Genomic DNA, 21,056 nt, shown 5'->3' on the forward strand with positions numbered 1-21,056 from the left:
ATTATTCTGATACAGTCTCTTCGGCAGCTTCTTTCACTTTGCCAAAGATCATGTTCTGATTCGCTAAAATGGTGGCAAAACCTCTAGCATCTTCACCTGTCCATGCATTGTTCATTTCACCGTATGCACCGAATTCTGGGTTCATCAAATCAAATTTCGACTCAATACCTTCCAATTCGAAACGGTAAGGGAACAATGTCACGAATACTTCACCTGTCACATGAGATTGAGTATCTTCTAAGAATTTCTCGATGTTACGCATTACAGGATCGATCCACTGACCTTCGTGCGTTAACATACCATAGTAGTTACCCAATTGCTCTTTCCAATACAATTGCCACTTTGTAAGTGTGTGCTTCTCTAATAGGTGGTGTGCCTTGATGGTTAACACCGGGGCTGCTGCTTCAAATCCTACTCTTCCTTTAATACCAATGATAGTGTCACCCACGTGGATGTCTCTACCAATACCATAAGGAGAAGCTATTTTATTTAATTCTTGAATCGCTTGAACAGGCTTATCGTAGATCTTACCGTCGATACCTACTAATTCACCTTTTTCAAACGTCAAGCTTAATTTCTTAGGGATAGTCTCTGATACTTGCGTTGGGTAAGCTTCCTCTGGAAGTGATAATCTAGAACCCAATGTTTCTTTACCACCTACTGAAGTACCCCAAAGACCTTGGTTAATCGAGTACATCGATTTTTCCCAATCGCCTTCTACACCTTTAGAAATCAAGAAATCGATTTCGTCTTGTCTCGATAACTGATTATCTCTAATTGGCGTAATAATTTCTGCTTCAGGACAGATGATCTTAAATGCCATATCAAAACGGATTTGATCGTTACCTGCACCTGTAGATCCATGAGCGATACTGTCTGCTCCAATTTTCTTTGCATATTCAGCAATTGCTAATGCTTGGAATACACGTTCAGCACTTACACTTAGAGGGTAAGTATTGTAACGTAATGCATTACCATACACTAAATATTTCACACATTGCTCATAGAAAGTTTCTGTTTGATCTAAAGTGATATGAGAAGCCACACCTAGTTTAAATGCTTTTTCTTCAATCTCTTTTAATTCGTCATCAGAAAAACCTCCTGTTTGAACGATAGCGGTATGCACCTCTAGCCCTCTTTCCTCTGAAAGATATTTCACACAGTATGTTGTATCCAAACCACCACTGAAGGCTAAAACCACTTTCTTACTCATAGATCTTTTTCTTTTATTTGTTGTTAATTTTTTAATCTTTATTGTTGGTTCGAGTCCATTGCCGATTTATATCTCGGGTCTTTAGGATCGAAAATCATCCCTGTACACAAACAGTGCTTTCTGAAAGTGCGTTGTAGGATATCGTAGTTTACACAAGACTGACAACCTTTCCAGAATTGCTCGTCGTCTGTTAACTCAGAAAAAGTGACCGGACGGTAGCCCAATTCACTATTGATTCTCATTACAGGTAATGAGGTTGTTAAACCAAATAATTTGGCTTCGGGATATTTCTTTCTAGATAGCTGAAAAGCCTTTTTCTTAATTGCCTTCGCTAAGCCAGTACCTCTAAATTGTGGATTGACAATCAAACCAGAGTTGGCCACATATTTATTGTGTCCCCACGATTCGATATAACAAAATCCTGCAAAAGTTCCGTCGTCTGCTATCGCAATCACTCCTTTACCTTCCGCAAATTTATTTTCTATATAATCTACTGATCTTTTGGCAATACCGGTTCCTCTCGCCTTTGCAGACTCTTCTATCTGAAAACAGATATCTTTAGCATACTCTTTATGCTCTTCTAAACTCGCTTCCACAATGCTGAAGCTCGATATATGTTTCATCTCTTGAATGGTATTCTTAATAGTCATTGTTCCGCCCTAATGGGATTTAATGAAAATAGTGTTTTTCTTTTTATCTAAAAACTTAAAAGATCTACTTAGGATTTTATAACTGTAAAAAGTTGAGAACTACCTTCGCGATCGTCGATAAAAAGCAGGGTACATACCGGCCTCCATCTTATCAAAAAATAAGGTGATATTCATCCTAAATTCAGGGGCGATATGTTTGATTTTTCCTTTCATTTATTTTTTATGATGGATCAAACTTGATATTTTAAAATGATAAATTCAAGCATATCAGCATTTTATTGACACTTTTTTAATGAATTTATTTTTTCGATGACAAATTTAAAATACACAGTGTTAAATTTTGAACACCCCACTTTTAAGTGTTAAATTTTGAACAGCTGGTGAAATTTTAAAAGATCATTTCTACCAAAATAAATCACAAATAATCCTCTTATTTAAGACAGTTTTTTTCTCCTAATAGTTCTACCGAAATTTAGTATTTGTATGGGTGTTTAATTTTAAATCAGCATCAATAATTAATGAATTATTTGATGCTATATTTCAACAGTATGAATAATTAAAAATCCTCTTATTTTATCATCAACTCATCTCTTTAGAATACAAAAAAAATGTATTTCACAATTTGCAATCGGTTCCGTTTTAAACTTTAGTGAACAAGTGTTGATTATTAATCAAAAAGAAATGAAATTAAGTACTGAAATCAATTGTTATTTACCCTTTGTATAAAAAAGGAACATCAACATTGAATGAAAAGGATTCAATAATAAGCCTGAAAAATAATCTAGTCAATAAATATGAAAAGAAACAAATTCACAATTGCTGTTATCCTGTTTAGTTTAACTAGTATGCTATTTTCTTGTTCTCCATCTGAACAAGCGGATGGGCATAATGATTTTGACAAAAAAGTGTATAACAAATATCCAGCTTATGACGGTGAACTTGGCGTAGTTTACTCACCATCGAATACTACATTTAGAATGTGGTCTCCAATTGCCAAAACAGTTACTTTAAAATTTTACGATCAAGACTTAGGAGGTTCAGCAACTAAGACTGTTGAAATGAAGCCATCTGTGAAAGGAACTTGGTTTGCGAACATAGACGGCGATTTAAAAGGTAAATACTATACCTATCAAGTCACAACTGAGGAAAAAACGTTAGCAGAAACTCCTGGTACTTACGCAGTGGCTGTGGGTGCAAACGGTATGAGAGGACAGGTAGTTGATTTAGCATCTACAGATCCTCAAGGTTGGGATCAAGATAAGCGTCCTGCTTTAAAGAACTTAACTGATGCGATCTTATATGAAATCCACGTAAGAGACATTTCTATTTCTAAAAACTCAGGCATCAAAAATAAAGGTAAGTTTATTGGACTTACTGAAACAGGTACAAAAAGCCCTAAGGGTGTAAAAACAGGAATTGATCATATAGAAGAACTAGGGGTCACTCACGTTCACTTATTACCTTCTTATGATTACAAGACGGTAGATGAAACTAGATTAGACGTTCCTCAATACAACTGGGGTTACGATCCACAAAACTACAATGTTCCAGAAGGTTCTTATTCAACCAACCCTCATGATGGTGCGGTTAGAATCAAGGAATTCAAAGAAATGGTTCAAGCACTTCACAACAAAGGTATTCGTGTAGTTCTAGATGTTGTGTACAATCACACATTTAGCGGTGATGACTCTAACTTCTCCTTAGAAGTTCCGGGTTATTACTACAGACAAAATAAAGAAGGTGGCTACTCAGACGCCTCTGCTTGCGGTAACGAAACCGCTTCTGATCGTGCGATGATGAGAAAATACATGGTAGAATCGGTTTTGTACTGGGCGAAAGAATACCACTTAGACGGTTTCCGTTTCGACTTAATGGGTATTCACGATGTAACTACAATGAACGAAATCGCTAAAAGATTAAAAGAAGAAGTAGATCCATCGATCATTATTTATGGTGAGGGTTGGACAGCCAACGATTCCCCTCTTCCGGTTGATCAGAGAGCTATTAAAGCCAATACACCAAAAATGAAAGGTGTGGCTGCATTCTCAGACGATATCCGTGATGCCTTAAAAGGTTCTGTTTTCTATGATGATGAAATCGGATATGTTCAAGGAAGTACTAAATTGAACGATGCTATTAAATTCGGTATCGTAGGTTCTACGCAACACGATCAAATTGATTATAGCAAAGTCAACTACTCTAAAGCTGCATGGGCTCCTGAGCCAGATCAAACAGTTACTTATGTTTCTTGTCACGATAACCATACGTTATACGACAAACTGAAGGTATCTCAGCCAAAAGCCTCTGAAGCAGAGATCAAGAAGATGCATAAATTAACTTCGGCCATCGTGTTAACTTCTCAAGGTATTCCTTTCATCCACTCAGGTGCTGAAATGATGCGTACTAAAGGCGGTGAGCACAACTCATACAACAAGCCGGACGCTGTAAACCGTTTGGATTACGATTGGAAAGTGGAAAATAAAGACGTCTTCCAATATTATCAAGGACTAATTGATGTTAGAAAAGCACATCCTGCGTTTAGAATGACTTCAACAGAGATGATTCAAAAACATCTGAAGTTTATTGATTTCAAAGACGATCACATCATTGGTTACACTATTACAGGTCAGCCTAATGGAGAAACTTCCAATGACATTGTTGTTGTATTCAATTCGGGTAAGAAAGCGAAGAACATCGCTAAATTCATCGAAAAAGGAAATTGGAAAGTTTTAGTTGATGGTAAGAAAGCGGATGCTAAAGGTATTAAATCAACTTCATCTCCTGTTGTTGATGGTGTTTCTGCTTTGGTTCTAGTAAAATAAATATTTCTTGATATCGATTTGATATCAAATTAAGAGGGAGTTGTATCATCAACACAGGTCTTAACGCCTGGGTTGATGAGACAACTCCCTTTTTTATTTCAAGTCTTTTATATCCTCTTCTGTCAACTTTATTCCATTTTTGGAACTCACATAGACGCACCATTTAAATCTCATTCCTAAATAATCTGCAGAAGATTTAAAGGGTTTAAAAAAGTAATCTACCACCTTCTCGTCTGTACCTGTAGAAATCACCGACATGGTTTTTCCTCTAAGTAGCCTTCCTTTGTCTTTATGAATGATTAATCCATCCGTCAGGCGATCAAAAAACGTTTTCATAATGCCAGACATACTATACCAATAAACAGGTGTTGCAATGACTATATGATCATATTTCAATACTTCATCAAATACCTTGATAAAATCATCCTCCTGATTTTCGAATTGATAATCAAAAGGCAGGATTTTATATTGTTTTAAATCAACGATAGGATAGTCGAACTTATCGGCAATCAATTTAGACAATTGATAGGTATAGCCAGATGAATTTGAGCTTCCTAGAAGGATAATTCCGTTTTTCATAGCAAATCATTGATGATGAGGAGTGAGAATAAAAATTACTGAATTTAGGACATAAAAAAAAGGTCAAACCTTTACGGCATGACCTTTTTAGTATTGACTTCAAAAAATTAGTCTAAACGTAATTTTTTGTTAGCTGCATAGTTCACTTTCAATGCATTCGCCTCTCTTAATTCTTGACGAACATCAGAAATGATACCCATTTTAGCTTCTTTGTCAATTTTTAATGACATAGTAATTTTATTACCATCCTCACCTAGTTTGTCTTTCTCAGAAATAACGTGTTGAACGATCTGATCTGTAGAGATAAGTACATCGTTCACCTGAATACGAGCTTCAGTACCGTTTTTCTTATCAGTTGGTTCACCGATATAGATGTAAGACACTAATGATTTCTTCTCAAGTTTTGTTAACTCAGATGCTTGTGGCAGAGAGTTCTTTACTAAAAGCTCAGACTCACGGAAAGTCGTTGCAATCATAAAGAAGAACAAAAGCATGAAAATAATATCTGGCAAGGCTGAAGTAGGGATGTCCTGCTTCGTTTTTGTTTTTTTCTTAAACGTTGCCATAGCAAAGTATTTTTAATAAACGCCACACCTTTAAATGTGGCGTTTTATGGAATACTAATTTTATATCTCAGTTGGTTCAGCATCTGATACTTTGTAAGGAATCAAATCCTTAGCTTTATCAAGCTTTTCCTTCTGAGCTGGTTTATCTTTATCCAGATTCTGGAAATCTTCTAAAGGCAACCCAACTGCTGCTGCACGCATTTCTGCGTAAGCAAGCTTTAATTCATCTACTACCGAGATGTACATATCATATGATGTACCACGGTCAGTTTTTAATGAAATAATTGCCTTTTCAGGTGACTCAGATGATTTGGAATCTTTTCCTTGGTTAAGAACGAATTTCTTTACCATTTCTCTCATGTGACCAAGATCATTGATTTGCTCTTCTTGAGCCAAGATCATGTCTTGTGAGTTGATGATAATATTGAAAACGTTACGTTCTTTAACTTTCACATCTGTCTTTTCTGCCTTTGGAGGTAACATTACTGTTACACCCTTGTCAGATGCAATCGTTGTCGCCACCAAGAAGAAGATAAGTAAAAGGAAGGCGATATCCGCCATTGCACCACCATTGATTTCTGGTGCTTCTTTAGGCTTCTTCTTTAACATAGCTTATCCGAATGTTTTGACAATTCTTTGAATAAAATCGACTACAATAGCAACGATTGCAATACCGAACATGTAGTATGTCATATTTAATACGCCACCAATTCTCTGAGAGATTAGTGCATCAACATTAAATTTTGACATGTCTCTACCTGCGATAATTACTTCGCTATCTGCTAAAGATACGCCGATGAAATATAGTACTACCAAACCAGCAAGTGCAATAACTACAACGATAGCTGATTTAGGATCTGTTGCAATTGACATAATGAAACCTACTACAGTTAACACTAATGCCGCAATAATCAAAAATCCTGTGAAAGGTAGCAAATATTCTGTAAATATAGCTTCACCGTTCATAATTGTGTTTTTTCTAAAGTTCTACAAATACTATTTACTGTTTGTAAATAGGTGCTACTTATTTAGCAGCTACTTCGTGTTTTACTAACATATCGATTAATGATACAGAAGCATCTTCCATATCTAATACGATACCGTCGATAGTAGATACACAGTAGTTGTAGAAAATTTGAAGGATCACACCTACGATTAGACCTGCTACAGTTGTAAGAAGGGCTACTTTAATACCACCTGCTACAAGTGAAGGAGAGATATCACCAGCTGCTTCGATTGCGTCGAATGCACCGATCATACCGATTACCGTACCCATGAAACCTAACATTGGTGCCAAAGCAATAAACAATGAGATCCAAGGTAATCCTCTTTCCAATTTACCCATTTCTACTGAACCGTAAGCAACAACTGATTTCTCAACCATGTCAACGCCTTCAGAAGCTCTCATCAAACCTTGTGTAAAGATTGAAGCTACTGGACCACGAGTTGCTTTAGTTACTTCTAATGCAGAATCAACTCCACCTGAAGATAACGCCTCATCAACTTTAGCCATCAACTTCTTAGTATTAGTAGTTGATAAAGTTAATGTAATCACACGCTCAATAGCGATTGCTAAACCTAGGATAAGAGTAATCAATACTGCTCCCATAAATTCCCAACCACCTTCAATGAACTTTTGCTTCACTGCTTGTGTGTAAGTTGCCTCTTCAGCAACACCTTCTACATCGTCAGAAGAAACTTCAGTAACTGCTGAAACTTCTTCAACTGCTGCTACTTCTTCTGTTTCTGTAGCAGCCTCTTCTGTTGCTGCTTCATCTTGTGCAAATAACTGTGCTGTGTTGAATGTCAATGCACAGAAAAACATCAATAACGCGAATACTTTTTTCATAACTCTCTAACGTTCAGATCGTAATCTATCGGTAGATAAACTACGCACCGATACTGTAAAAATAAATTTGTTTGACTATCATCTGTAATCGTTGAGCAAGTTAATACTAATCTTTGAATTAGTATTCTTTTTGATAGTTTTTAACGACTACTGACTCGCAAATAAATGTATAATTAAATTTATATACAAGTGGAATTTTCGATTATAAATGCATAACTAACACTAATCACCTAAATAAATGTTATAGTTAGTTAATTTACAATGTAAGCTCACCTTTCAAAGGAATCCCAATCAGTTTTTTCACCCGATCAATATTATCATATTTTGACAGCAAACACATTAATTTTGTGAGCGCTGCCTCTGTAGTCATGTCTTTTCCACTGAGTACACCAATGCGATTTAGGGCTGCACTTGTAGCATAATGCCCTTGCATAACTGTTCCTCCGTTACATTGAGATATATTAACAACGACCACACCTTTTTTCACGGTTTCTTCCAAAAGATCTAAAAACCATTTTGTCGTTGGTGTATTACCAGAACCATAAGATTCCAACACTACACCTTTCAACCCTGGTGTATCCAACATTTGTTTTACGATAACCTCATTCATTCCTGGGAAAATCTTCAATAAGATCACATCAGATGTGATTTCTTTCATGGATTTAGCTGGACCAACAATAGGATCTTTCCAAAATGCATCTCTTTTGTACTCTATAAAGATACCTGCTTCTGCTAATGAAGGGTAATTGTAGGTTCTAAAAGCTGTAAAATTGAAATTTTGAGATTTCTTCGCTCGGTTCCCTCGAAGTAATTTACTATTAAAGCAGATACATACTTCCTGCACCAACATTTCTCCAGATTCATGTCTTTCTGATGCAATCTCTAATGCCGACATCAAATTCTCTCGGGCATCTGTACGCTTCTCTCCAATGGGTAATTGAGAACCTGTTAGAATCACAGGCTTATGTACACCATCAATCATAAAACTCAATGCAGATGCAGTAAATGCCATTGTATCTGTTCCGTGTAAAATGACAAACCCATCAAAATCATCATAAAACTCTTCTATGATTGTCCCCAATTGTACCCAATGTTTTGTGGTAATATCAGAGGAATCAATTAATGGATCTAATGATATCACTGTCAATTCGAAATCAAATGCTTTCAGTTCTGGTACAGCATCGATTATTTTCTCAAAATCGAAAGGTATTAAACTTCCCGTCTTCGGATCCCTGTCCATACCAATAGTACCTCCAGTATATATTAATAGTATGGAAGTATCTGATGCATTCGGGCCGGTGGAATTAATATTTACAGTTTTAAAATAGGTTCTTTTGGTCATGTCTCTGCTATTTAGATAAGTACTCCTCTATTGAGAATAACTTATAGGCATTCTTGTCTGTAATTTCTTCAACTTCTGATCCTGATATTCCATAAAAGTCAGCAACTTTATCACAAACATAGTTGGTATACTCAGGCTGATTTCTTTTCCCTCTAAATGGCTTAGGGGCTAAGTAAGGGCTATCCGTCTCTAAAACTAAGTGTTTGATATCAACGTGAGGGATCACTTTATCCAAACCTCCATTTTTAAATGTGGCAACTCCCCCAATGCCTAAATGGAAACCTAAATCGATTAGTTGTTTTGCTTCCTCTAGCGTTCCAGTAAAACAATGTAGAACACCAAACAGGCCTTCAGTTTTAATTTCTTCAAGCAACGAAATTGTCTCCGTCATAGCATCTCTTGCATGAATCACTAAAGGCAATTGATGTTTAACTGCGAAATCGGCTTGAATTTTAAATGCTTCTACCTGCTGTTCTTTAAATGTTTTATCCCAATAAAGGTCCATTCCCATTTCTCCAACAGCAATAAACTTTCTTTTATTTAACCACTCCTCTACTATATATAGTTCTTTTTCGAACTCTGCATTAACATGACAAGGGTGTAAACCCATCATTGATAAACATTGTTGAGGGTATTTTTCTTCTAATTCTAACATGCCATCTATAGAGGTATGGTCTATGTTTGGCATCAAAATATGTTTGATCTTATTATTGAAAGCTTCGGATAAGATTTTGTCTATATCAGTCTTAAATTTGTCTGAATATATATGAGCGTGAGTATCAATCATGTTTTAATAGTATTATTTTAGATTTGCAAATCTAATAGCTTCCTTTTAAACTGATAATGTAGTAAAATCTAATTTTTGCAATACTTATCGGTGATTTCCAAAATATTGGCTAATATTGAATTTAATTATTACGTTATTTATAGAATTCCATGAACATCGATAAAAATAATATAAAATTAACCTTATCATCATTTTATGTCATTTTAGGATTATCAACACTCCTAACAAGCAAAACATTCTGTCAGACTACTACAAACACTAGATACGAACAACCTCCTATCAAATCGGATATTGAATTTGAAAAAGGAGAAATGCTCACATATGTAGCTGGTTATGCGATGTTTGACGCTGGTCAAGCAGTTGTTAAATTAGACAAGAACATTCATGAGGTAAATGGACAGGAATGTTATAAAGTAGATGTAACAGGAAAAAGTATTGGCGTTTTTGGCTTCACTATGAAGATCCGTGATTTGTGGCAAAGTTACTTCAATACAGAAACGCTTTACCCAGCTCAATTCAATAGAGATATTCTTGAAGGATCTTATACATTAATAGAACAATTAGACTTTGACCAAGAAAATGGTAAAGTTGATGCGATGTGGCATAAAAAAGAAGATCCTCCAAAGAAGAATTACAAGGAATATGAAATGCAACCAAACACTCATGATGTCATTTCTGGTTATTATTACCTAAGAACAATTGATTATGATCAATTAGTGAAAGGTGATACGATAACTATGAATGCTTTTTGGGAAAATGAAGGCTATGATTTCAACATCATTTATTTAGGTAAAGAGAAGGTGTATACGAAGTTTGGTAGAATAGAATCATTTGTCATGTCTCCTATTATGCCAGAGAACCAACTTTTCTCAGGCACACATCCTATCAAATTTTGGGTATCTGATGATGTCAATAGAATACCACTAAAAATACAAGCTGAACTAATTGTAGGCGCTGTTAATGTTGATGTGGTGAAATACAAAGGACTTAAACAAAAACTAAAAAAGGCGAAATGATGATTTCGCCTTTGGTGTATATTCCAAAATATACTATTTGATTTCCTTCAACCTATTTGCTATTTCAATAGCAAGATCTTCTGGTGTTTTATCTTTAGCCTCGATATAGATTTGTGCCTTTTTATAATAAGGTAACCTATCTGACCGCTTATAATCAATGGATTGAAATACTTCTTCTTTAGAAGATTGCGACAATAATGGTCGAGTGCCATGTTGTCCCCAAACTCTTTCGGTTAATGCTTCTGCAGAAACATCTGTAAAAACGGTGATTCCTAAACCGTTCAACACCTCCATATTATCAAAAAAACAAGGTGCTCCCCCACCTGTAGCAATAATGCTATTTTCCGGATGAAAGTTTTGAACGATTTGTTGTTCTACTTTTCTAAAGTATTCCTCTCCTTCTTTTTCAAATATTTCGGGAATAGATCTATTTTCTTGATTTACGATTTCATCATCCATATCGTAAAAAGGCAGATCTAATTGTTCGGACAATGCTTTAGCGAGTGTCGATTTACCGCTTCCTGGCATCCCCACGAGATATATTCTCATATTCTAGTTTAGTCTAATTTTTGGATCAAGTGTAGCATAGATAATGTCTACAAAAATGTTGACCACAACAAATCCAAAAGCAATAAAGATGGTTGCCCCCATAACTACAGGTAAGTCTAGGTACTCCACTGCTTGAATGGTTTTAAAGCCCAACCCTTTCCATTTAAAAATATATTCAATAAAAAATGCACCCGCTAACATCGATGCCAACCATCCTGAAACAGCTGTAATCACTGGGTTTAAAGCATTTCTTAACGTATGAACAATAATTACTCTTATTCTACCAACTCCTTTTGCTTTGGCTGTTCTAACATAATCTTGCGACATCACATCCAACATAGAGCTTCTCGTTAGTTGAACGATAATAGCCAACGGTCTTGTGGCTAAAGTGATGGCAGGAAGAATGAGGTTTTCTAAATGTAATTGTCTACCATAAATGGGATCATTCATCCATAAAGAACCTGTCATAGGTAATCCTGTATATTCAGAAAGATAATATCCAAAAATCATAGCCATTAATATCGCTAAAACAAATGATGGCATTGATATAAATACTACCGATGAACTTACTATGATATGATCTATTTTGGTCCCATAATTTAAAGCAGCCACTACTCCTAAAAATATACCCAAAGAAGAGGCGATAATAATAGCAGCAAGTGAAAGCCAAAATGTACCTGGTAAACTTTCGATAAGGATTTCATCAACTGGCTTGTTGGTTTGGAAAGATCTCCTTAAATAAGGGAATTTAAACACCAAAGCATGATCGCCCAATGGTATCAATTTAGTGTATCTATATTTTTTTTGATTTTTCTCTGTGTCTTTTTCGACAGATATCACAGATAAATCGCTAAGATAGTTTCCGTATTGTACGATTAAAGGTTCGTCTAAACCTAATTCTTTACGAATTAAATCTCTTGTTTCTAGATCGGCGTGTTGACCGGACATTAAATCCACAGGGTCCCCAGGTAAGGCATGAAACAAGCCAAAAACAACTGTTATCACTCCTATGATTACCAGAAATCCATAAAATAATCTATTAACAATAAATTGTAGCACGCTTACTCTTGATTTAACAATTGAGAAATTACTTCACTTTTTGGGGTATCATTATGATGCCACTTCCCTAAAATTGTCCCATCCTTTACCAACAAAATTCCAGGGTTAGAACGAACGACAGCTTTAAGTACTGTTGCATCTGCATAATAATGTGGAATAGACAAACGCACTTTTCTTTTGAAAGCATCAAAATCTGTCGCATCACTAGTAATAGCTAAAGCAGATACATCATCCGAAGAAACCCCTCTAATTAAATTATTGATAGGTTCCATCGTTTCAGGTTCAATTTCAGAAACATTTTGAATAATCACTAACAACTTAGTTCCTTTTGTTGTGATTTCTGTAAAATCTTCTCCTTGTTCATTAGAAATATAATAATCAGGAATCAAAGGCTGACACTCATCTTCGTTAATTGTCTCCATTCTTACCAATTTCCAAGAAGTATCTGTTGGATAATTTTCAAACATCTTCTCCTCTCCGTCTTTTTCCATGTAATACACACTAACACATGGTTCTTGAGAGGTCATCATTTCTGATATATTATTACCAATTTTATATGGTCTAAAATCAATTGGAGGTAAATGTTGAATTGCATAATAGCACATACCAAAAGCAAACAATACCGCTACCCAAATAGAAATCTTTTTGAAGATGGAAGAATTTTCTTTTTGTAAAGACATTCCTCCTCCATAAGTACCATACGCTGAAACTCTTTTCTTACCAGGTAAAAGTTTCATTGATACCAACAACATCACTAGCAATACTAAATCTTTGGTGAATGATCCCCATGGAGTGAACTTTATTGCGTCACCGAAACATCCACAGTCGGTAACTTTATCGAAAAAGGCCGAATAGAACGTTAAGAAACCAAAGAAAATGAGTAGTAATAAGGTTAACCTGTGCATCAATTTGGCTCTGTAATTTACCAATAATGCGACACCCAGAATAAATTCAAACGAAGAGAACATTACAGAAAGAAATAGTTTCCATCCTATTAAATACAAAAAGAAGGACTCTAAAAACGGTAAGGTCGTAGAGACATCTTCTGCGAAGACATGGAAGTATTCTTCAAATTTGATAGCCGTCCCCATTGGATCAATAATTTTCACGAAACCTGATAACATGAAAATAATTCCTATAGTAGATGCTAAAATTTTTTGTAAGGCTTTCATTTGATTTTGTTGTTGCTTGTGCTAGTCTAAATATGCAGTTGAAAAAATCCCCTAATTTCAAACGAGGTTCAATGTAAAAGAATTACAGAGAACTCTGCTTTAAATATATTAATTAAGATGCAAACCCCGAAAGAATTAAGGCAAAAATAGAATAATTAATCATATCCTGATAATTAGCATCCACTCCTTCCGACACAATAGTTTTACCATCGTTTCCTTCAATTTGCTTTACTCTTAGTAGTTTCATCAAAATAATGTCGGTAATTCCAGAAACACGCATCATTCTCCAAGCCTCTCCGTAATCATGATTTTTATTGAACATCAAATTCATTGTATTCGTCGCATGCTTGTCGTAGTACTCCATTACTTCTTCTGCAGGAATCTCCATACGATCATCGTCCATCAATTCTAATTGTGTCAATGCCATCAAACAATAATTAATAATGGCAACAAATTCTCCGTTGATATCTTCATCAATTTTCTGCTCTCCTTTCTCTTGAATCGATCGGATACGCATCGCTTTGATATAGATTTGATCTGTTATGGAAGATAATCTTAAGATTCTCCATGCAGTACCATAATCAATCGTTTTTTTCTCAAATAAAGATCTGCATTCCGAAAGAACTGCTTTGAATTCTATTTCTGTTTTATTTTCTGACATTCTATATTTTTTAATGAAAGCACCTAGTAGTTTGATATGATCTAAAAAATATCAACTCTTTGATCAAAAAAATCTCCCCTTCGGTGTCCTTCGACTATTTTTCAGCTAACTTTGATGTAAAGTTACCACTTACCGTTATTAGCACAAATATAAAATGAGTAAATCAAAAAATTTATCTATAAAAATTAAAGGAACGTTACTAGATTTTAATACTCCCAAGGTAATGGGGATCATTAACGCTACCCCTGACTCATTTTATAATCAAAGTCGTAAACTTTATGTGGATGACGCAATTCAGCAAGCTGAAAAAATGCTTCAAGACGGAGCAACTATACTTGATATCGGTGGCTACTCGTCTAGACCTGGAGCAGATCATGTAAATGAAAAGGAAGAATTGGAAAGAGTACTTCCTATTATTGATCAAATCTCTTCTCAATTCCCAGAAGCTATCCTATCTATTGATACATTCAGAAGCGAAGTGGCTCGACAAAGTATTCAAGCGGGTGCAGGAATAATAAATGATATATCAGGAGGAAAATTAGACGCAAAAATGTATCAAACTGTGGCTGATCTTGACGTCCCCTACATCATGATGCACATGAGAGGAACTCCACAAACAATGCAAACGCTTACCGACTATCCAAATGGAGTGACCCACGAGGTGATGAAGTATTTTTCTGAAAGAAGAATCGAATTTATTAAAAGTGGTGCGGTAGATTTGATTATTGATCCTGGATTCGGTTTTGCTAAAACGTTAGATCAGAATTATGAATTACTTCGAGAGATGTCCACCCTACAAGCTTTAGACTGCCCAATTTTGGTCGGAGTCTCTAGAAAATCGATGATTACCAAGAAGTTAAACATCGAAGCAAAAGATGCTTTGAATGGCACTACTGTAATTAATACCATAGCTTTACAGCAGGGTGGAAATATCCTAAGAGTGCATGATGTAAAAGAAGCAGCAGAATGTGTAAAACTATTTTCAGAAACCGTTCTTTTTTAGCAGAAAGAAATTATTTTTGTATTCTAGTAGCAAGGAGAATCTTTAACCCCCTGTTTTATAAGGAAAGTTTTAGTAAAAAACTTTCTAAAAATACTGTTTTGGTCTAATTTTTTAGTTAATTGAGAGTAATAGTATTTTTGGAAGAAACTTTAAGTTTTATCCCCTACGACCCTGTTTAATTTTTACTTTTCAAGTAGTCACTCAATGTTTTTATTCAGCTTTGGCTTTTTAGAAATTAATTTCGTTGATTTTCTCGATATACTTTTCGTATCGGTGCTGCTTTTTCATTTGTATAAATTAATAAAAGGGAGTGTTGCATTAAAGATTTTCGTTGGGGGATTATCTATTTACCTTACTTACTTGGTGGTGAAGGCTACCGATATGGAGTTGCTTTCCGAAATACTAAGTCAGTTTATTGATGTTGGGGTGATTGCAGCCATCATTCTATTCCAACAAGAAATCAGAAAGTTTCTTCTTCTTATCGGAAAATCCACCGATTTCAAAAACTTCCCTTTATTTCAACTTTTCAAAACGAAAGGCAAAGGATCTACCATCAATTTAGATATTCCTTCTATTATTGATGCGATGAAAGACATGAGTAGTACCAACACAGGTGCTCTTATCGTTATTTCTAAAGACAGCGATTTATCTTTCTATGCTGAAACGGGCGATTATGTAGATGCAAAAATCTCCAAAAGGATGTTGCTCTCTATTTTCTTCAAAAACTCACCTATGCACGACGGTGCTTGTTTGATTTACAACAATCGAATCGAAGCTGCCCGCTGTATCTTACCAGTATCTGAAAACCCGAATATCCCTGCCACTATGGGACTTCGCCACCGTGCTGGTATTGGTATGACTGAAAACACAAATGCAATTGTTCTCATTGTATCTGAAGAAACAGGTCAGATGTCTTATATTCAAGGAGGTGTGATTAACCATAATATCTCAGCAATTGAATTAAGAGGTAAGATTAGGAGATATATGACGGATGATGAGGAAGAAGTGGTTGCTACTGGGCAGGTAGCAGGTAGCAGGTAGCAGGTAGAAAAGTTAACGCTCGTTTTAACTAAGAAACTAAGAACTAAGTGGAACAGTCTATTTAGTTTGAAAGAGCATCAAAAGCTCAAGATTTTATCCCAAGTGTGATTTTTTTTGAGGTAAGAAGTAAGAGGTAAAAGGTAATAGATTTGGATGATGCAAATAAGATGTTTCACTTTAATATTATTGGCCACAATACCCTAGAACTATTTGATGTTAACTTCGGTTATTATTATGTACCCGATTTAGCTATTCATCATGAAAATATCAATTAAAGCAACTATCTCCCTCATCTCCTTTTTTATCCTATTTAGTGCATTTCACAATCCATTTAATAATGACCCTAATAAGTATTTAAATCAGGGAAAAAGTTATTATCATCAGAAACAATATATTAAAGCTATTGGTGAGTTTACGATGGCTCTTAGCATTCAGGATAATCTAGCTGAAGCTTATTATTACAGAGGCCTTAGTAAGGATTTGCATGGTAAAGAAAATGGTTATTATAATCCCGATTTTTGTTATGATTTGATTTCTGCAATGAAATATGGTTTCCCCAATGCCATTAAACAATTGTATGAACGTGGTCTTTTTGAAGCAGTTCAACTAAATTATACTGTGGATAATCCTGAAAGTGTCTTATGTGTTGAGTTAGTGAATCATCAAATTTCTTCTTTTCCAGAATCAATTGATAAAATGACACATTTAATATCCATCAACTTAAATAACAACAAAATAAAAGCAATTGATGCTGATTTCTGTACTCACCACCCCAACCTTATCGCCTTAAATTTAAGTCAGAATTATATAGAAAAAGTACCTGAAGAACTCGATGAATTACAGTATTTATACGAGCTTAATTTGAGTCAGAATAAAATTAAAGAACTCCCTCACAGCATATATAAATTAACTCACCTATCTAAACTCAATTTAAGAGGAAATCAGATTACTCATGTTAGTCATCAAATTTCAGAATTGAAGAACTTGAAAGTATTGAACCTCTCGCTAAATCAATTGACCAGAATTCCAAAAGAGTTATATGATATGAAAAACTTGGAGTCATTAGATCTATCAGGTAACCTTATACCCGATAAAGAATTGAATAAATTAAAATTGGAATTAGGAAGTACACATATTATCTATTAAAAAAAGGGAATCTTTCGATTCCCTTTTTTCTAATTAATTCTTACCAGAATATTGAGATACCCACAGCTCAATAGTTCTACCGTATCTTATTTTTGGCTTAATGCCTTCTTCATCTTCTTCTGCAGAAGGATATTGTTTTACAACTGTTCCAGGTTGTAATTCTGAAGCCACATAGTGAGTGGTTCCTTTACCCAAACCTTGACCAAACAAAACGAATTCCGCATCTCCTTCTGTCATCCCCACAAGATTAGGCACATCAGTTTGAGATTTACCTAAACCATCTCCAACTACTATATCCACTTTTCCACCTCTGTGTACTTTTCTAGAAGTGATAATTTTCTTTCGCAACTTTCTATCGTACTTCTGTACAAGTTGACCTTGATATCTCACTTCTAAAATACCTTGATAACGATCTTCTACCCTAGTAATCTTACCAGGCTTCACACCAATTGTTCTCATTTTTTCGGCAGCATTCTTCAAAGAAGAAGTTAAGATATCATCCAACTTCACTAATTCTGCTTGTGAGGGATTTAACGTAAGGTAGATATTTCTATTATCTTTCACTTTATCTCCAGCTTTAGGCGTTTGTGCCAAAACTGTAAGATATGGAAGATCGGGATTATAGTTTACCGGTGCAGAATCAAATACTGTGTAACGTAAACCCGCAGACTCTAACCTTTTAATAGCATCTTCAAAAGACAAGCTATCTACATTAGGTACTGTTACTGTTTCTCCGTGTTTAGTTGCTACACTTAGATATCCTTCAAAGAATATCCACATACTCAATAAACCTGCAAAAAGTATTAAAACGATATTAATAAGTAAAGCCGAAGGTGACTCTCCAAAAATCAGTTTTTTAATTTTATTTGTATCCATAGTTATCTATCTGCTAAGCTTAGCTTCAGTTCTTTGTCTTCCGTATTCTAGAATATTATCAATAAAGTCGTAAGGTTTGTAACCGTTAATTGCTGCTTGATGGAAAATACAAGTAGCAGGAGTCATTCCCGGAAGTGAGTTGACTTCAATAATAATTGTTTCTACTCTCTTCTCCTCTTTCCAAATTCTCACAAAAGCATCGATTCTACAATACCCTTGTACATTTAGGATTTTGGCAACATTCTCCAAGTCTTTTCTTACTGCATCAGAGATCCATTTTTGCTCATCAGCATCAGGAGAAAATCTTGGTGGAGTAATGTTTTGTCCTTCTCCTGCTAAGAATTTTTCTTCAAGCGATAATATTTCACCACTTGCTAAAGCTTCGGATGGTTCAAACACTTCGTATGTACGAGTGCCATCTTCATGCCACTTTGTTAACATACCACCTGTGATCTCTAAGAAATGATCCGCATCTTTCGCACTTATCAACTCCTCAATTAAGATTTTCTGCTTACTTGGGAATTCCTCATTTTTATCAAGGTGTAATTTATTTCTTAAATCTTCGGCTACCTCTTCTTCATTTCTGAACATGGCTTCAGCAAAGAATTCTAATGTATTTCTATTCTTCACCATCACCACTGCAGAAGAACAGCCATCATCGGCAGGCTTAGCGATAAGTGGATAATTAAATTTAGATTCCACTTCATCGATCGCTGCTTTAGCATCATTTTGCCAATCTGCCTTTTGCAACAACATATGTTCAGCCACAAACACTTCTTTTTCACCAAGAATTTCTGTAGTGGCAAATTTATCAATAGTAATTTCAGAGCTATCTACATCAGAACCATTGTAAGGAATACCTTTTTCGTTCAGATGTTTCTGTACCGCTCCATCTTCACCTGGGCGACCATGCAAGGCAATAAATACTGCATCTACTCTTTCCTTTAAAGTATCATAATTTAAAGGCTTAGGATCAAAACATGCACCTGCAGCATATTTATCAGTAATTTTTGATGCTTTTTGAATTGCTTCCGTCAATACTTCATGCTTCTCTCCCGATAATGCTTGTTCAATCTTTAATTTGATATCATCCGCATTATCTTTCAACATGATATTGATCGGCAATTCATAGATCTCATGATGCTCATTACTTCCTGTCAAGAAAATAGGGATCGCCTCATATTTATGTGAAGAAGCCAACTTCTCATAGATGTTTCTACCACTTTCAACAGAAATGTGACGTTCGGATGAGTAACCACCCATAATCACACCTACTCTCCTTTTTTGTTGATCGTCTGATGACAACTGAGCAATCTGCTGATCCAACTCTTTTAATAACGGTTTAGTAACGACCGTATTCTTACCCGAGCGAATTCTACAAGCCAAAGATGTTCTGATGATGAACGTAAGGAATTGAGATGGATTCAGTCCAATTTCAGCTGCTTGATGGAAGAAGAATGATGAAGGCATCATACCTGAAGTCGTATTCGGGTCATTTAAAAATACCTCACCGCTTTCAGTTACGAATCCATCAATTCTAGCATATACATCAAATTGTAGTTTGGTGTACAACTCTTCACATTTCGATTGGATTTCTCTCACCTTTTCAATAGGAAGATCAATTGGCGTCACTTTTCTACTCATACCTGGAAGGTATTTCGAACGGTAATCAAATACTCCCTCGTTACCACGAACAATCTCTGTAGGTGGCAATGCCAAAGGTTGAGCATCTTCATCTTCTACAACAATGCAGGAGAATTCTCTTCCCTTCACATGTTGCTCAATCAATAGACGCTCTTCAGCATCCAGTGATTGATAACTCACCATATCATTCCCTTTCTCTTCTAATTCAGAAGCAAGATGATCATATAGTTCTTTTGGATTGTAAAGTATCTTTTCGCTATCACCGTTTACATAAACAGGAAGACCGATACCCAATCGCACATCGACAAAATCATGAACAAAACGCATTTTATCTTCATCAGATAAAGAAATCCATTGTTCACGTTTTACCTCCTCTATAAATAATGATTTTTTAGCTGCTGCTTGGAAAGCTTCAACGCTATCCTCTTTCACAATACTCACACCTAAAGAAGAACCTTGTCTTGGTGCTTTCACCACTAATGGCATTCCTAAAGCTTCCTTAAGAGAAGTAAAAGTTGTTGCTACTTGATCTTCTGTTAAATCGTTTGCATCGATTACTCTATAATCTGGTGTCACCAAACCAAGGTCAGAGAATAATTTCTTCTGAGTAATCTTGTCAATACCAATTGCAGAAGACAACACACCTGCACCAGAATAAGGAATACCGTACCACTCCAATAAACCTTGAAGGTTACCATCCTCTCCGTAGGGACCGTGTAATGCCAAGAAAGCAAAATCAAATAATTGACCGAAATCGTCGGGCTTAACACGTTGCCCAACCAAACTAGCCATTTCATTTAATTGTTCTTCTGATAACTTACCTAGAGATTCCACATACATTTGGAAGCCCGATAAATTAGCAGGAACACTTGGTACTGGCGGATAAAAATCACGTACAGTACCTTTATATACAAAACTCCAATCTAGATGAATGAAGTTACCTAAACTATCAACAAATATTGGAACAGGTTCGAACAATTGTTTGTCTAAGTTATCATAAACTGTTCTACCTCCTGCAAATGAGATTTCACGTTCTCGTGAAATACCTCCGAAAAAAATTCCTATTTTCATCATGACCAAC

The 21,056-nt window shown here is 35.5% G+C and carries 20 protein-coding genes; 5 read left to right on the top strand and 15 right to left on the bottom strand.

Annotation, left to right across the window (positions count from 1 at the left end; translation table 11 throughout):
* Position 1: 1 nt before the first annotated feature.
* Both argG and MY04_RS10270 read right to left on the bottom strand, forming a co-directional pair.
* Positions 2 to 1,213 carry an argininosuccinate synthase gene (gene argG, locus MY04_RS10265; RefSeq protein ID WP_066209370.1) on the bottom strand — a complete coding sequence of 404 codons (1,212 nt, stop codon included), beginning with the start codon at positions 1,211 to 1,213 and terminating at the stop codon, positions 2 to 4.
* 38 nt (positions 1,214 to 1,251) lie between these two features.
* Complete coding sequence (locus tag MY04_RS10270; RefSeq protein ID WP_066213194.1) at positions 1,252 to 1,836, bottom strand: GNAT family N-acetyltransferase; 585 nt, start codon at positions 1,834 to 1,836, stop codon at positions 1,252 to 1,254.
* 821 nt (positions 1,837 to 2,657) lie between these two features.
* Between MY04_RS10270 and pulA the strand changes: the two genes are divergently transcribed.
* Positions 2,658 to 4,685 (top strand): type I pullulanase, encoded by a 2,028-nt coding sequence (pulA, locus tag MY04_RS10275; protein ID WP_066209371.1) that lies wholly within the window; start codon positions 2,658 to 2,660, stop codon positions 4,683 to 4,685.
* A gap of 93 nt (positions 4,686 to 4,778) precedes the next feature.
* Here the strand turns inward: pulA and MY04_RS10280 are convergent, their stop codons facing one another.
* The 7 genes from MY04_RS10280 to MY04_RS10310 form a co-directional block, all read right to left on the bottom strand.
* Positions 4,779 to 5,264: a flavodoxin family protein gene (locus tag MY04_RS10280; protein ID WP_066209373.1), complete on the bottom strand. Its 486-nt coding sequence runs from the start codon at positions 5,262 to 5,264 to the stop codon at positions 4,779 to 4,781.
* Between the two features lie 107 nt (positions 5,265 to 5,371).
* On the bottom strand, positions 5,372 to 5,830 hold the full coding sequence (locus tag MY04_RS10285) for an ExbD/TolR family protein (RefSeq protein ID WP_066209375.1): 459 nt from the start codon (positions 5,828 to 5,830) through the stop codon (positions 5,372 to 5,374).
* Positions 5,831 to 5,890: 60 nt separating this feature from the next.
* Positions 5,891 to 6,439 carry an ExbD/TolR family protein gene (locus MY04_RS10290; protein ID WP_066209376.1) on the bottom strand — a complete coding sequence of 183 codons (549 nt, stop codon included), beginning with the start codon at positions 6,437 to 6,439 and terminating at the stop codon, positions 5,891 to 5,893.
* A 3-nt stretch (positions 6,440 to 6,442) separates the two neighbouring features.
* Positions 6,443 to 6,796: a hypothetical protein gene (locus tag MY04_RS10295; protein WP_066209378.1), complete on the bottom strand. Its 354-nt coding sequence runs from the start codon at positions 6,794 to 6,796 to the stop codon at positions 6,443 to 6,445.
* Positions 6,797 to 6,854: 58 nt separating this feature from the next.
* Positions 6,855 to 7,679 (bottom strand): MotA/TolQ/ExbB proton channel family protein, encoded by an 825-nt coding sequence (locus MY04_RS10300; RefSeq protein WP_066209380.1) that lies wholly within the window; start codon positions 7,677 to 7,679, stop codon positions 6,855 to 6,857.
* Between the two features lie 256 nt (positions 7,680 to 7,935).
* Positions 7,936 to 9,021, bottom strand: a complete 1,086-nt coding sequence (locus MY04_RS10305; protein WP_066209382.1) for an asparaginase — start codon at positions 9,019 to 9,021, stop codon at positions 7,936 to 7,938.
* A 7-nt stretch (positions 9,022 to 9,028) separates the two neighbouring features.
* The gene (locus tag MY04_RS10310; protein WP_066209384.1) at positions 9,029 to 9,808 is read right to left on the bottom strand and encodes a TatD family hydrolase; all 780 of its coding nucleotides are present in this window, start codon (positions 9,806 to 9,808) and stop codon (positions 9,029 to 9,031) included.
* Between the two features lie 149 nt (positions 9,809 to 9,957).
* Here MY04_RS10310 and MY04_RS10315 point away from each other — a divergent pair, with 149 nt between their 5' ends.
* The gene (locus MY04_RS10315; RefSeq protein ID WP_066209386.1) at positions 9,958 to 10,824 is read left to right on the top strand and encodes a DUF3108 domain-containing protein; all 867 of its coding nucleotides are present in this window, start codon (positions 9,958 to 9,960) and stop codon (positions 10,822 to 10,824) included.
* Between the two features lie 33 nt (positions 10,825 to 10,857).
* Here MY04_RS10315 and MY04_RS10320 read toward each other — a convergent pair whose 3' ends face one another.
* The 4 genes from MY04_RS10320 to MY04_RS10335 form a co-directional block, all read right to left on the bottom strand.
* Entirely contained in the window at positions 10,858 to 11,373 is a 516-nt protein-coding gene (locus tag MY04_RS10320) for a shikimate kinase (protein ID WP_066209387.1), read from the bottom strand.
* A 3-nt stretch (positions 11,374 to 11,376) separates the two neighbouring features.
* Positions 11,377 to 12,432 carry an ABC transporter permease gene (locus MY04_RS10325; RefSeq protein ID WP_066209389.1) on the bottom strand — a complete coding sequence of 352 codons (1,056 nt, stop codon included), beginning with the start codon at positions 12,430 to 12,432 and terminating at the stop codon, positions 11,377 to 11,379.
* A gap of 2 nt (positions 12,433 to 12,434) precedes the next feature.
* Complete coding sequence (locus tag MY04_RS10330; RefSeq protein ID WP_066209391.1) at positions 12,435 to 13,604, bottom strand: BT_3928 family protein; 1,170 nt, start codon at positions 13,602 to 13,604, stop codon at positions 12,435 to 12,437.
* A gap of 112 nt (positions 13,605 to 13,716) precedes the next feature.
* Positions 13,717 to 14,265: a DUF1599 domain-containing protein gene (locus tag MY04_RS10335; protein WP_066209393.1), complete on the bottom strand. Its 549-nt coding sequence runs from the start codon at positions 14,263 to 14,265 to the stop codon at positions 13,717 to 13,719.
* 154 nt (positions 14,266 to 14,419) lie between these two features.
* Here MY04_RS10335 and folP point away from each other — a divergent pair, with 154 nt between their 5' ends.
* The 3 genes from folP to MY04_RS10350 all read left to right on the top strand — a co-directional run bounded on the left by folP (position 14,420) and on the right by MY04_RS10350 (position 17,455).
* Positions 14,420 to 15,268 (top strand): dihydropteroate synthase, encoded by an 849-nt coding sequence (gene folP / locus MY04_RS10340; protein ID WP_066209394.1) that lies wholly within the window; start codon positions 14,420 to 14,422, stop codon positions 15,266 to 15,268.
* Between the two features lie 204 nt (positions 15,269 to 15,472).
* Complete coding sequence (gene cdaA, locus MY04_RS10345; RefSeq protein WP_066209396.1) at positions 15,473 to 16,309, top strand: diadenylate cyclase CdaA; 837 nt, start codon at positions 15,473 to 15,475, stop codon at positions 16,307 to 16,309.
* Positions 16,310 to 16,567: 258 nt separating this feature from the next.
* Complete coding sequence (locus tag MY04_RS10350; RefSeq protein ID WP_066209397.1) at positions 16,568 to 17,455, top strand: leucine-rich repeat domain-containing protein; 888 nt, start codon at positions 16,568 to 16,570, stop codon at positions 17,453 to 17,455.
* 33 nt (positions 17,456 to 17,488) lie between these two features.
* Here the strand turns inward: MY04_RS10350 and MY04_RS10355 are convergent, their stop codons facing one another.
* Together MY04_RS10355 and MY04_RS10360 are read right to left on the bottom strand one after the other, a co-directional pair.
* A complete protein-coding gene (locus MY04_RS10355) occupies positions 17,489 to 18,331 on the bottom strand; it encodes a PASTA domain-containing protein (protein ID WP_066209398.1) in 843 nt (280 codons plus the stop codon).
* A gap of 6 nt (positions 18,332 to 18,337) precedes the next feature.
* A complete protein-coding gene (locus tag MY04_RS10360) occupies positions 18,338 to 21,049 on the bottom strand; it encodes a D-alanine--D-alanine ligase family protein (protein WP_066209399.1) in 2,712 nt (903 codons plus the stop codon).
* Positions 21,050 to 21,056 lie beyond the last annotated feature (7 nt).

The organism is Flammeovirga sp. MY04 (genome assembly GCF_001682195.2).
In the GTDB taxonomy this organism is placed as follows: Bacteria; Bacteroidota; Bacteroidia; order Cytophagales; family Flammeovirgaceae; genus Flammeovirga; species Flammeovirga yaeyamensis.